At 58.8% G+C, this 13445-nt stretch carries 10 protein-coding genes; 3 read left to right on the forward strand and 7 right to left on the reverse strand.

Annotation, left to right across the window (positions count from 1 at the left end):
* Window positions 1-6: 6 nt before the first annotated feature.
* The 3 genes from BPSY_RS11215 to BPSY_RS10210 are packed head-to-tail and all read left to right on the forward strand — an operon-like array spanning window position 7 to window position 3219.
* Window positions 7-996, forward strand: a complete 990-nt coding sequence (locus BPSY_RS11215) for an Ldh family oxidoreductase (RefSeq protein ID WP_051921919.1) — start codon at window positions 7-9, stop codon at window positions 994-996.
* Complete coding sequence (locus tag BPSY_RS10205) at window positions 989-2341, forward strand: acyl-CoA thioester hydrolase/BAAT C-terminal domain-containing protein (protein ID WP_033497620.1); 1353 nt, start codon at window positions 989-991, stop codon at window positions 2339-2341. The genes BPSY_RS11215 and BPSY_RS10205 overlap by 8 nt, the downstream gene beginning before the upstream one ends.
* Window positions 2338-3219 carry a DUF1684 domain-containing protein gene (locus BPSY_RS10210; RefSeq protein WP_033497621.1) on the forward strand — a complete coding sequence of 294 codons (882 nt, stop codon included), beginning with the start codon at window positions 2338-2340 and terminating at the stop codon, window positions 3217-3219. The genes BPSY_RS10205 and BPSY_RS10210 overlap by 4 nt, the downstream gene beginning before the upstream one ends.
* Before the next feature lie 175 nt (window positions 3220-3394).
* Here the strand turns inward: BPSY_RS10210 and BPSY_RS10215 are convergent, their stop codons facing one another.
* The 7 genes from BPSY_RS10215 to BPSY_RS10245 all read right to left on the reverse strand — a co-directional run bounded on the left by BPSY_RS10215 (window position 3395) and on the right by BPSY_RS10245 (window position 13386).
* A complete protein-coding gene (locus tag BPSY_RS10215; protein WP_157809747.1) occupies window positions 3395-4483 on the reverse strand; it encodes a DUF7927 domain-containing protein in 1089 nt (362 codons plus the stop codon).
* Window positions 4410-6068, reverse strand: coding sequence for a DUF7507 domain-containing protein (locus BPSY_RS11665; protein WP_051921920.1), 1659 nt, complete (start codon window positions 6066-6068; stop codon window positions 4410-4412). The genes BPSY_RS10215 and BPSY_RS11665 overlap by 74 nt, the downstream gene beginning before the upstream one ends.
* A gap of 290 nt (window positions 6069-6358) precedes the next feature.
* Window positions 6359-9100, reverse strand: coding sequence for an esterase-like activity of phytase family protein (locus tag BPSY_RS11220; protein WP_051921921.1), 2742 nt, complete (start codon window positions 9098-9100; stop codon window positions 6359-6361).
* Between the two features lie 338 nt (window positions 9101-9438).
* Window positions 9439-9777, reverse strand: coding sequence for a DsrE family protein (locus tag BPSY_RS11225; protein ID WP_152596830.1), 339 nt, complete (start codon window positions 9775-9777; stop codon window positions 9439-9441).
* Between the two features lie 160 nt (window positions 9778-9937).
* Entirely contained in the window at window positions 9938-11194 is a 1257-nt protein-coding gene (locus BPSY_RS10235) for a hypothetical protein (RefSeq protein ID WP_033497625.1), read from the reverse strand.
* 348 nt (window positions 11195-11542) lie between these two features.
* Window positions 11543-11959 (reverse strand): DUF3052 family protein, encoded by a 417-nt coding sequence (locus BPSY_RS10240; RefSeq protein ID WP_033497627.1) that lies wholly within the window; start codon window positions 11957-11959, stop codon window positions 11543-11545.
* A gap of 578 nt (window positions 11960-12537) precedes the next feature.
* The gene (locus BPSY_RS10245; RefSeq protein WP_100841052.1) at window positions 12538-13386 is read right to left on the reverse strand and encodes a YlbL family protein; all 849 of its coding nucleotides are present in this window, start codon (window positions 13384-13386) and stop codon (window positions 12538-12540) included.
* Window positions 13387-13445: the final 59 nt, after the last annotated feature.

Here is a 13445-nt window from a genome sequence, read left to right on the forward strand (position 1 = left end):
ACGACCATGGCGCTTGCATCAATATCCACCGTATCCGCGTCGATTGGCGATGTGATCCTCGCCAGGCATCCCCGTGCACGGATCGCGGATGTCGACCGAGCGGTCGAGGTCATCGCATCCGCCCACCTTCTGGGACTGCACGCCTTCGGCATCGACATGCTGCTGCGGGACATCGATGGCCTTGGCGGCACAGGCGCGATGGAGCGTGGGACATCCGGCATCCCGGAGAAGACGGATGCCGAAGCTGACGATCCGACGATTATCGAGGCGGCAGACACCATCGGTTTCCTGGCCGGGGCAATGGCGATACGCCATGCCGAACACAATGCACAGGCATCGGGCATCGGCATGATCGGCATCCGCAATGTCGGCGCTTTGGGTGTGTTGGGATCATACGTTCGGCAACTCGCACAGGACGGTTACCTGGGCATCATGATTGCCAATTCACCGGCGATCGTGGCCCCGTACAACGGCCTGCGGGCGGCGATAGGCACCAACCCCGTGGCGTATGCGGCACCCAGGGAGGACGGAAGACCCCTCGTGGTCGATTTCGCCACATCCGCGATAAGCATGAATGAACTCCGGGAACATCAGCGATCTCAAACGGCGTTGCCTCCGGATTCGGCCATTGATCGGGACGGACATCCCACATGCGTTGCCGATGATGCAGCTGCACTGCGAGCGAAAGACATGACCGCATCGCTGATCGGCCTCCAGGTGGAGATCTTCTCATCCGCGCTGTTGGGGTGGCGGCATGGTGACTCTGGCCGCTCCGCAAGCCTCCTGGCCATCGATCCGCGGCGTTATGGAAGCAAGACCGAAGAGCTGAGTGAAAGCATCGAGGACATATGCGCAAGCTGGACCAAGGCGGGAGGCCATGTACCCTCCCGATATGATGCGCTGTCCTCGATCGACCCGACAAGCGTTATAGACATCCCCGACGCCTCGCTGACAGCCCTTGAAAGGCTCCGCATCGAAAGGAAGCGCGATGAGTGATGCACTCGTCATCCATATCGACCCTGTTGAAGGGCCGCTCTGGCTCAGGAGAAGGATCACGGTCGATGGGGCGACCCCCGGAAGCATGGTCACCCTCAAATCCACAACCCTGCGCAATGGCATCCCCTGGTCGGCTTCGGCATCATATCTTGCCGATGCGGAGGGGAGGATCGATCTCGACACACAGACACCCGGCTTCGGCGATCACCGCAGCCCCGATGCGATGGGGCTGATCTGGGCGCAACAACCGGAAGTGGACGGTGCGTCATTCGATATCACCACGATGCCCGCCATCGGTGAGATATCCACCACAATCACGGCCAGGGAGGAAAGCGCTACCGGGTATTACGACCATCCGCAGACCTGCGCCAGCGGCAGGATGGCATCGGCGGTACTCGTACAAGGCCTGAGGGAAGCCGATGTCAGCCGTGAGAAGCTTGATGCGGAAGGCTTGCACGGCACGGTGTTCCGTCCAAGCGGCAGTGGACCGTATCCGACGGTTATCGTGATGAACGGTTCGGGTGGCGGCATCAATGAGATCAGGGCAGCCGCATATGCCGCCCACGGCATACAGGCCGTCGCCCTCGGATACTTCAGAAGCGAGGGCCTGAGCCCCTATATATCGAACACAGCTCTTGAGTACTTTGAACAGGCCCTCGATTACGTGCAGCGGAATCTCAACCCTCTCGGAAAACCCGCCGTCAACGGGCAATCACGGGGAGGTGAGCTGACCCTACTTCTGGGAAGCCTGTACCCCGAGAAGATCGGCGCACTTGTCGCATACACCCCATCCGCCTTCATCTGCGGAGCCCAGGGCGCCGCAGATCCGAAAGAAGGATGGTCGGGGGCAACATGGAAGCTCGATGGCCGGCCTCTGGAACATCTCTGGCACAACAACGCCGGCGTAACGTGGAATCCTTGGGACGGGATGCAGCCACCCTCACGCGATCGCAACATCTATATCGACGGTTTGCATGATCGCGCCACGGCTTCCTCTTCACGCATAGCGATCGAACACTTCACCGGCCCGGTCCTCGCAGTGAGCGGCGCCGACGACAGACTCTGGCCAGCCGGGTATTCGGCACGCCTCGCCTTCGCCACACTGGCCCGGCACGGCCATCAATCCCAACGCCTGCATTTGGACTACCCTTACGCCGGGCACGCGATCGGCATGCCCTTCGTCCCCAGCACACAGATTTATAAGCGTCACCCTGTTTCGGGCATCGACCTATCGACCGGCGGCACCCCGCAGGGAAACGCCGAGGCAAGCGCCGACTCCTTCGCCCAAACATGCGATTTTCTCATACGATCCCTTGCACAGACCGACACCAGGGAAAGCAGATGAAAGGAACCGAGGATATGCTCACCGAAAGCTACACCGAGGAATGGAGACATTGGCACGACGCTCGCGTCGATGGACTGAACGCACCCTACGGGTGGCTGTCCCTGATCAGCCAGGACTGGCTTGAGGACAACGTCCCGCAACGCATAGACGGGATACCCGGCACCTGGCTGCTCAGGGATGGCGAAGTAAGCTATCTTCCGGATCCACAGGGCGAAGCCGTCTTCATAGACAAGCAGATCGCCACACAGCCGACGCATATTCCGCTCGGATATAACCCCAACTGCGGGTTCGGATCCAGCGTTGAGATTTCATATCGCGATCTTGAGATCGAGCTCATCGCCCGAAGCACCGATGGGGATCGACGCATCGTGGGTGTGCGCGTCCGCGATCCGCAGCAGGCGCTCCTGCGCCATATCGACGATATCCCCACGTATCCGCTCTCGGAGCGCTGGATCGTGCCGATGCGCTTTCGTGAGGATGAGGCTCAGTTGTTCCCGGCCCAAACGGTCGAACAGCATGTGTATGAAACCATCTACCACTTCGGCCAGATCGAGACGAGCATGGAGGGTCAGGACTTCATATTCGATGTGAACGGCAAGAAACGTCCGGACGGTTATGAAACCATCGTGCATCTTCGGGATGCGAGCAATGGAAAAACAACCTACGGCGCGGGACGCTTCGTCATGATGATGCTTGATGAGATCAGGAACGCCACGACACTGGACCTGAACCGTCTGGTCACCTTCCCCTGCGCTGTCACCAACTTCGTGACATGTCCCCTGCCGCCGCTGCGCAACCGTGTTCCGTTCGAGATCACGGCTGGCGAGCAGTTGCCCGTCGAACACATCGAGCAACGAATCCAGACCTTCCACGGGTAGACGATCCGCCCCTCACCGGAACGGCATACGGCCGGCGCCCCTCGCGGAGACGCGGAAGCACCCGACGGATGATTGTGGCCCGAAGCGTTCAGCCTCGGGCCACAATCATCGGCTACATCATCCGCTACATCATCCGGCAGGATCCCGCATCATATATCCCCTGCCGGTAATGCCGTTATCCTTTACGGGCCGATGACCTTCTGTTCAAGGCCGTGATGCCAAGACCCGCTCCGAGCATCACCAGCACTGCAACCACAACGGCTGCGATATCTGCCCCTGTGCGTGCGAGCTTCTTCTCGGCCACGGTGCTCCCTGTCGGGGACTTAGGCGTTGATGATGTCGATGTGGGAGGGGTGGAGGAGGTCGTGTGCGGGGTTGACGGTACCTTCACCTTCACGGTGGTGGTGCACTCCGGGGTGGTGGATTGCTTCTCGACGGTGCAGTTCGAGGTCGGTGGATCGAAGCCTTCGGGAGGGGTCCCCTCCCCCGAGACCATATTCGTTATTGCGGCACCGTTAGCCGCCTTGTCGGACACCGCCACCTTATACGTGATGGTTACGGATTGCCCTGTCTTCAGCGGGCCCGTCCAGGTCAGCTTGCTGCCTTCCTGTGTGATCTCGCCTGTCTGGGTACCGGCGATGGTCGCTTTGGCCGAACCTTTCACATAAGCCGCATTGCCGAGTGCCTTGGAGAGATCATCCACGATCGTAGCCGGATCGAGGTCGAGATTTCCGGTGTTGCTGCCTGTCACGGTATAGGTGATCGTATCCCCACGCCGCACCGATGAGGATGCCTTGACGTCGGAAGTCTTCTCGACATGCAGTCCGGCAGCACCCTTGGTATTGCCGATGTTGCCGAGCTCAACGGAAAGATCCTGCGCCGAAACCGTGAATGCAACGGGCTTCGAGTCGAGGAGATAACCCTGCGGGGACTTCGTCTCCACCAGTGAATACCTGCCCCAGGCCAGACCGCTCACCTTGATGCTGCCGGCCGTGGCATCCGAATCATTGGCCCCGTTATCGACAACGCTTGCCTTGCTGCCATCGGATGAGGTGATCGTCCATTCGGAACCCGCCAGCAATCCAGCGCTCGATGAATCGATCTTGGACCATCCGACGCTTCCGGGAACCTGAGTGACGGTGTTGGTCAGGGTCACCTTTGTGGTCGCGTTCTGGCATCCCACCGTCACCTCATTCGGCGAAAAGGACGGGTCGGCCCAATTGAGCGCCGCCGTGTCTGCGGGTTTGTCCTCTGTGAACGACACTCTGGCGCCCCGTGGGAATCTGCTGACTGCTGACCGCCGTTCCATCGGCTTTGACGGTCAATCTCCCGCTTCCGGCCGCGTACGTCGCATCGCTGTCGCTCGATCGAGCTTCACCGTTGGCGGCGCAGTACTGGTAGCTGCCTGCCGGATAACTGTAGTTGACCGTGTATTCCTGCGATGGATCCACCGCCGATGCGGCATTTCCCGTAATCCGCTTCTCCACGGAAACATCGCCTGTGGTGTAGGTCGGCACCGTGGCGCTCGACTCATTCGAAGTCACCGTATTATCCGAGGTATCCTGACCGGTCGCGGTCGCCGTATTATCGAAGCTTCCGGCCGCGGCTTCGTCCGCGGTTAACGGTCCATAGCTACCCTTGCATGTCATGGAATTCGCCGGCGTCAGTCCGCCTTGCGGTTCGACGCAGCTGATGGTGCCGTTACTGGACTGTCCGTTGATTTTAGGATCGCTTACTGCGATATTCCTCAAGGTTTCATCCCCGGTATTCGTCACCAGGAAGGAGTAGGGAACCATGTCTCCAGCCTTGAATACCGTCTGCGTCGTACCACCGTTCGTGGTGTCGTGGTTGACGGTCTTCACCAGGTTCAGTGCGTTCAGAGCCTTCACTGATTTCACGGTCACCGTTCTCAGCAGATGGGCCTCGTGGCCGCCGCCGGTTGACGAGGCGAAGCCGAATTTCACCGTGGATGGCAGAGGGGTGGTCAAGGTATACGTGGAATTGACCACACCATTGAGGTATACGGTTACGGTCGGATTCGGCTCCGCATCACTTGTGGGTGAAATAACAACGCGCACGAGGGTGCCATTGTTCGAACCACTCTGCCCCGCCACTGGCGGCTGCGTTTCAAGAAGCGAGCTGCTGCTTGAGTATGACCCGTTGGAATTCTGTTGCAGGCAGTAGCCTGAGGTCCCGTTACCCGCGCCTCGAAGTGCAACACTGTTCGGCGTCCGTTGCGTTGACGGCGAGGTGCAGGAAGTGCCTACATACGGCTGCGCTGCATAATTGCCGTATACATCGAGCCCCAATCCCAGCACGCCGTTATTGACACCGGACTGGTTCTCTATGCTCGCATATCCGAGCGCTCCACCGTAACCGCTTCCGCTCGGTCCGGTTTTATCGAGTGTGTAAGAGCCATCCGTCAGGAAGAAACCGATGCCATCCGCCCCTCCGAGTCCTGCACCGCTGGTGTGGAACTGGTACTGGTAGAAGCTGATATCCAGACCCTCGCGTGAAGGTACCGCACGGTTGAACAGCACATCGCTGGCAGTACCGCCGGAATTATCCGTCAGCTGCAGGAAACCGTTGCTCTGCCCGGTGAGGTAGCCCGTGTCCTGCGTCTTGCTGCATGCTCCCAGAGTCGATTGCCCCGCCTGCGGCGACGTCGTGGCGGCGGTGAGGCATGCCCCTCCGAAAGGCAGCCAATGCGAATCCTGGACACTTGAACCGGTGAAATCCTCATTGACCAGAACAGAACCCACGCCGTCATCTGCGGAGGCGGATTGTGGAGCGATCAACGCTCCAAGCGACAGCATGGCGAGCACTACGAAAAAGGACACAATTTGCATATTGTGCCCTAAGAAATGTATTGATTTTTTCCCCATGCCGGACAGCATAGCAAAACCTTGTGATTTTCAGTATTGACCAAAGCCATTCCAAGACAATGAACGCTACGCATGGCAGACGACATCCCGGGCATACCCGGGCAAGCTTTCTGCAGGACCGTTGCCTTGCAAGGCTTCTCCTATATGGATAATTCAGGAAAAGAAAATCGGGGCACGCCAATGACGCGTGCCCCGATACCCGCCGGCGATCAACAGCCGGATGAAAACACTGAAATTTCTGTGCTACAAGGTAATCAGCTATTCCGACGACGGATCCTCATCACAACCAAGGATGCGCCCATCAGCAGGATCACGATCGAAACCGTTCCAAGCGCCAGAACGTCAGAACCCGTTTTGGCCAGAGGTGTGGAAGATTCCTTGCCTGTGGAGACATGCGCCGGGGTACCGCTGTTGCCGCCCTTGCCGCCGGAGGGATTGCCCTGCTTCGCGCTCTTACCCGGATTGGGCGTGGAGGGCGAATTCGATCCCCCATTCCCCGTATCGTTTGATGAGGCCTTGACCACACTCGGCACGCTTTGCCCGGCGGTCACCGACAGCACGTTGCCCTTGCTGTCCAAGGTCACCTTCGCGCTCATCGCCGAAGCGAGATCCAGGTTGTAGTACCCCTGTGAGGAGGATTGCAGAGGATTGCCGGAAACCGGCAGCGCCGTCTTCGCCAGAACTTCGCGACGCTGCGCACTCGTCAGTGTGGGATAGGCAACGGTCAGCAGGTTCTCGGCGCCCTGCGGCACCTGTTCGACCGAAGTAGAGACAGCTTTCTGCAAAGCAGTCGTCTGGTTGCCGCTGGCGGTGAATCCATAGGTCATACGGCTTTGATAGGCCTTGATGGCGGAGCTGCGGTCGGTCACCGCCTGCGTGGATACCGGATCGACGAATGCATTCGTGTATCCATTCGCACCGTTGGCACCGGTCGCCTCAATGCATTGCGCGAGTGTGGAACCGTAGCCGCTGGCGGCGCACTGCTTGGACAGATATGCCACCAATTCCTGCCGCGCCGGCTGCAACTGGTCCTTCACGAAGGTGGGATCGGACCAGCGCGCGACGTTGGCCACATCACCATCGATTCTTCCGCCGATGATATCCAAGGGATAATGAACGCCGAGAACAATCCTGTTATTGCCTGCTTCCGAACCGCGGGCCAGAATCTCGGGAGCCAACTCGGGCAGCAATGTCGCCAAGCCGACGGCTCCGGAAGTCGCGTAAGTGGTATGTCCCGATGGGAAGGAGCCCGAGGTCACCATCGAATCGTATGAAGGATCATGCTTGGAACCATTCGAGTCCGTCCATACCGGAACCTTGACGATGTCTACCGTCGCATCAAGCCCGGCAGCAGGATAGCCCGCATTCGTGCGGTCCACATAAGGGCGTGGGTGGTTGAAGGTGTTCTTGGCCTTGGACGTGGACAGGTAATCCCCCAAGGTGGACACGCCATAACCGGTCTGGTTGGTCTGGGTGAAGAGCTTGGTGAAAATGGGCAGGCTGCCATCGGCGATGCCTTGTGACAGGTATTTGCCCAGCACAGGACCCAATGAATCGGGCAGGGTCTCCCCCAGCTTATAGTCGGAGTCGATCAGCGCGCGCTGCTGCTGAGCCGTGGGGTTGGTGCCATCGGAACCTTTCGCGGCGGCCTTGTTGATGGCGCTGGTGAGCTCGTCATTGTGCCTGAGCACCGAGGCATTGCCGACGACGCCTTTGCCGAAGGTGCTCAGATCACCGGAGACGAAGGGGGTCGAGGCCTTCCATAGTGAGCTGAAATCGCCAAGCAAGGAGACCAGATCAGGTTGATTGCCATCCGACTCATAATCCGCGGTGTCGATGTTCAGATTGAGGACGCGGGTGGTCTGCGTGGCGCCGAAATTATTGTCGCTGATGATGCTGAGGGCTGCGCTGTCACCATCTCTGTTGGTTATGGCCATCCCCTCATAGTTATCCATAAGAGGGTTCTTCTGGGTGGCACCGGCTTTGGCTGTGGCACCAAGCGTCTTGCAGTTGGTCAGATTCGCCAGAGTCCGTGAAGCGAGGAAATCGGTGCTGGGGGCGGCGGAGAGATTGGACACGGATGAGACATCGACCTCCGAGCTCAATCCGCTGGCCTTTGAAAGAATCACGTCATTGCCACTGGTTTTGCTGAAGGAACGCTGCAGCACCAGTACGCTATCATCCGAAAGCGCGGCGATCTCAGAAACGCCTTTTGCGCTGTCCGCAACCTTGAAAGCGACCTGCTTGCTCAGCTTCCATTGCCCTTGGGCCCCGGACAGATCATCGCGGTACACCAGGAAACGCCTCGACAGCGTATCCGAGGATGATGCATCGCCCGAGAGCGTCCCCTCCATAGCGGCGACGATCTGATGCCCGGCGGGAGAGATCGTCAGCCCCTCAAGAGTCAGATTGTTGCTGGCCTCGCCGCTCGGTGCCGTGCTGTCGTTATGCACCCGGAAACGGTCGGGAACGGCAAGCTCGCTTTTCTGCACGCCGTCCCTGCCGAAGATGCGGATGGATGGCTCGGTCTCCGAACTCACCAGATAATCACCATCGGGAAGAACCGCAAGTCCCTCGTTATCGGAAGTGTTGCCGGTGTATGCGGTACCGCTTTGATCCTTGAGGATCAACGGGTCACGGGTGATGGCAGGCTTGCTCATATCATTGCCCAGGAACCATATCCTGGCTGTCGTATCACCATTGTTGTCCAAGCTCGACACGTAGGAGTCGCTCTGTTGATCCCAGGCCAGCGAGGACAGGCCGCCGACCTTCTCGTTCTTGTAGCTGACGTTGTCCAAAGCGTCGGTGTATCCGGCCATGCTCACATCCGCCGAGCATGCATCCGACGGTGCAGCCACGGCTCCGGGCACCGTATTCGTTTCTGCGGCCTGGGCCGCAGGTATGGCGCCGACATTAATCGTGGTCACGCATACGGCAGCCGCGGCGATGGCAACGACCCAACGTCGAGCATGCCTTGATTCCCTGTTTTCTAGCATATTCCCCTTCATCCTCTATGGCGCCCCTATTCCCCTGACCGGCTGTTTACAGGCGGGTACTCGGTCACCATAGGCGAGGCTAGTCGCCGGAATCGGCGCGACTGGGCCACTCGAACCAACAGGTCGACAACCTTTGATGAATTTCCGGTAACCATGATGGAACACGCGAAGTTTCACCGCTTCGTCAGCAGCATACTTGGCCATAAGCGACCATCAAGCGGGTCAGGCACGCCATCGTGCAAGCCTGCGCACCTATCCCCCAACTGATCTCATGCCTGATGAGCGGCAGCGGGGATGCGAGGGGCCCGGCCCTCAATCGGGCAATCAGCGGATGCGGTTCACAGCCTGATATACCAGGCATCGCCTGATTGCTGCTGTGCGATGAACACGATCCCCGAGGGCACGACGTCAACGCATGCAGGAACATCCTGCCGTCCTATGCGATGACCGCGCATGGCCGTGGCGCATGCATGCACCGTCACCCCCTGCGGAATCTGCGACTGCGATACATCCAAGATGCCGGGTATCGCCGAATGGTTGGCGACGATATGAATCTCCGAGGCGCACGCCGGGTCCCGGATGATCTCGCCACTGAGGCGCAAGGCCCGCCGAACGTCCTCAGGACTGTCGGAAGCGTGCAGGATCAGGGGTCCGACCTCCACATCATCTGCTGACATGCTCAACACCTTCCACACGACCTGCGCATCGTCTCGGATGCGCATACACCCAACTGAAAAGACTACAGTGAGGCGGACCGCAGCGGGGCAGGCAACGTCCGCAATCCGATCCTTACCTGCGGCAACGCCACCTGTGTCACAGACGAGGCACCGGCCCGCCTCAGTTCCTTTTCAGGGAATTGAAGATGGTCGACTGCACGAATTCATCCCCCACGTTCAGCAGACTAAAGGATTGTCCGTCGCCTTTCGCTTCGGCATCATAGATCTGCTGATATTTGACTTTCCCGCCGGTCTGCAAATCGACCAAGGTCTGTGCCTCCTCGTCCGATATCTTCTGCGCATTCTCACCACTCAAGGAATCCTTCGCGGCAACATAACCCCAGCGCGTGGTCCAAACCGCCACGCTGTGCGTCGAATCCAGTTGGGCATGGGCAACCATCGCACTGCCGATGTCGCCGGCCGTGATATTCGCCGTATCGACCACACGAAGCTGGCAGAGCGCCCGATCAGGATAATCCTTGGAATAGATGGTGACCGTATCGCCGCTCTGTTGCACAACCACACGGTTCTGCCAATAATCAGGTATATCGAACTGGTACTGGTCCGCCGTCACGTGCTTCGAATCCTCCTGCTCCTTCTTCTGGACGCTCGCATTCACGGCATCGATCGCCTTCTGCAACGCCGTCTGGGCATTCTCGTAGCTTGAGGTGCTGCTGGTGTCATTCGCGGCTACGGTCTTTTCGGCGGCTGTGATCGCCTCCTGCAGACTGCTTCGCGTCGCATTGTCCGCGACCTTGCCTTCCGTGGAGGAAAGCAGGCTTCGCGCCTTCGTCAACACCGAGTTCAGGCCATTTTTCGCATCATCCACGGTCTTCTGTTTCTTGCTGGCACTGACGGCGGTCACGGCATCGCTGACGGCCTTCGTGTTGTCCTGAAGCACCCCCGCATTCATCTCCAACGCCGCCGCATTGCTGTTCAAAGTGTCGCGATCCGCATTCGCGGAGCAATCACTACGCGTCGGAACATCAGCTTTCAGCGCGTCCTGAAGATCGCTCACCGTCGCTGAGTCATCCACCTGATCCTGCCCCACGGACCCGGCATCAGCAGACGCCTTCGTTTTCGCGGCCTCGAACTCCTTAAGAGCCTTGTCATAGGCAGTGAGATTGCTTCTGCAAGCCTCCAAAGCCTCCTGCTGCCGCACCGATGTGATATGACCATTGAACGCCCGTACCCCGAAGATGCCGGCTGCAATAAGCACCACTGCGACACAGAGCGCAATGAGCAAACGTCGCCAATGGCGACCATGCCCTTGCCCATCATCATGTCCGCCATCACCCGGATCGGCCGGACCGCCACCTTGGAAAGCTGGCACCTGCACCGCTTCCAAAACCTGTGTATCTTCGTTCTCAGTCGACACCGCTGTTCCCTCTTCCCAGCTTGCATGCCCTACTTGCCGGACATTGACGGCCCTTCATGCGCTAACACCAATGTTAGCGTCACTTCGAGCCCCATCAGAATGCCGTCAGGGCTCCCCTGATGAGGACAAGCATAGCCAAGGCCAAAGGTGGCGGCCATATCAAGGCCCCTTACATCACCGAATCAATGCATACTGGAGGAAGGAGCGACCACCGTCAACACACAGACAGTGTTCACTCACCAAATCAAGCCAGGGATGTTGCCTGCACGGTCCATCTGTACAAGGTCCATCTATACACAGTCCGTTAGCACAGTGCGCAGCACCATGAGCTCACCCGAAGGAAAGGCTTCAGCGACCTTTACCGAAAGCACTCAGGCGAACGCCATTCCAATTCGCGCTGATGCGCAAGGGCATCGCAGCATTCATACCCGCGGTCTTCGCGGCATTCTGAATCGTGCTGGCGTTAGGGGCTCCCGGTCGTCCGGGCTTAGGAGTCAGGATCCAGAGCGGGCCGTCATCTCCCAAAACCGTATATGCATCCACAATGGTGTCGGCAAGGTCGTCCTCATCATCTCCATCACGCCACCAGATTATGGTTCCGTCAATCGCCGAGTCATAATCTTCGTCAACGATTTCTTCGCCGGTGCACTTTTCTATCCGAGCGCGAATGTCATCATCCACATCGTCGTCCCACATCCATTCCTGGATAATGCCACCGGGATGGAATCCGAATTCTTCCGCTTCCTGGGTCGTCGTATCAGCCACAACCCCAGCATAACAACACAGGCGAACAGCATGTTAACAAGATGTCCATCCGCAAGCCATCACCCGCGCCACAGACGCCCCGACAGGACAGGGAATCACACATGCATGCGGTGATGATCCACGCCCGTGAAACACGCGGCACAGGAATCGGAGCAGCCAAGGACCGGCGTGACAGAGAACGGAATACGAGCCCGCAGCGCGATTCCCCGCGAACGCGACATGGCCTGTTGGGTGCCCTGCCCGGGTTTCGAAGTGTGTGAATCGGCTTTGCGGTGTCTGCCGTGTCCGGATTGCTTGAACGTTGCGTTTGGTATTACGGCTTGTGGCAATCGCTGCGCGATTCTTACTGAGCGTTGCACGCTCCATCGCACCCCGAAGAGGGGGTGCTCACCTCACCTACATGCAGCCCACAGGGCTGCATGCTTAACGGCTCAGCTTTGTGGCCGCTCACTTCGCCTGTTTTGTTCAACGTTGCTTTTGGTGTTTACGACTTGTGGCAATCGCTGCGCGATTCTTCGCGGCCTTTGTGGCCGCTCACTTCGCCTACGTACAGCCCACTGGGCTGTACGCTTTACGGCTCAGCAGGTTGGGAGGGAGGAGGCTTTGCCTTGGCCTATGGCGACCAAGGCCTGGTAGGCGCCATCCAAGGTGGAGACCTTGACGACCCTCAACCCACTGGGCACATGGCCCACCACATCGGAGCAATTCGATGCCGGCGCGAGGAACCACTGCGCACCATCGCGCTTCGCCCCAAGCATTTTGAGTCGGATGCCTCCTATCGCGCCGACCTTACCCTCATCATCCATCGTGCCCGTCCCGGCGATCTTCTTGCCGCCGGTCTCGTTCTGCTCGGTGAGTTTGTCAATCGTCCCAAGGGTATACATCAGACCGGCCGAAGGACCACCAATGTCATCAACATGGATGGAGACCTTCGCCGAGGAAACATCCACGCCCTTCGCCTCCAGGAATTTCAATGCCTGTGAGGTTGCGGCATCCTGCGAGGATGTCATCTGCGTCTTGTTCTCGTTCACATACTGGTCAACGGTCTGCCCCTCGGGGAATATGGCCTCGCGTGGCATGACGATGCTATGGCTGTCGAACCACGCCCAAAGAACCTGCGCATTGGTGACGGGATACCCCGGAACACCCACCGCATTGACGGTCGTCATCAGCAAGGAACCCGAATCCTTGTATGTCGTGACACCGGAGATCTTGATGACCGCGGCATCACCCGACTTGCCCAGCACATCCTGCGTCGGCCCCGGGCTCTCCACCACATAAGGACTCGGGAGCAGGAGCATGATCAGTCCTATCACCAAAGCGAGCGCACCTACCCGCGCTCCCATCGGCGTCGCTTTGTAACGGTTCAGAAAGCCTTTGAATGCGCCAGTGGCGGACATTCCCCGTTTCGTATGCAGAGTTGCCATACCTCTAATAGTATGGATGTGGACGACGAGTATGCTTGTCGGCACGAAATCATCTCGAC

The organism is Bifidobacterium psychraerophilum (genome assembly GCF_000741705.1).
Classification (GTDB): domain Bacteria; phylum Actinomycetota; class Actinomycetes; order Actinomycetales; family Bifidobacteriaceae; genus Bombiscardovia; species Bombiscardovia psychraerophila.

Bases quoted from the DNA above. Each gene is read 5' to 3' on its own strand.
- BPSY_RS11215 (WP_051921919.1), top strand. From the start codon at position 7: ATGGCGCTTGCATCAATATCCACCGTATCCGCGTCGATTGGCGATGTG.
- BPSY_RS10205 (WP_033497620.1), top strand. From the start codon at position 989: ATGAGTGATGCACTCGTCATCCATATCGACCCTGTTGAAGGGCCGCTC.
- BPSY_RS10210 (WP_033497621.1), top strand. From the start codon at position 2,338: ATGAAAGGAACCGAGGATATGCTCACCGAAAGCTACACCGAGGAATGG.
- BPSY_RS11665 (WP_051921920.1), bottom strand. From the start codon at position 6,068: ATGCAAATTGTGTCCTTTTTCGTAGTGCTCGCCATGCTGTCGCTTGGA.
- BPSY_RS11220 (WP_051921921.1), bottom strand. From the start codon at position 9,100: ATGCTAGAAAACAGGGAATCAAGGCATGCTCGACGTTGGGTCGTTGCC.
- BPSY_RS11225 (WP_152596830.1), bottom strand. From the start codon at position 9,777: ATGTCAGCAGATGATGTGGAGGTCGGACCCCTGATCCTGCACGCTTCC.
- BPSY_RS10245 (WP_100841052.1), bottom strand. From the start codon at position 13,386: ATGGCAACTCTGCATACGAAACGGGGAATGTCCGCCACTGGCGCATTC.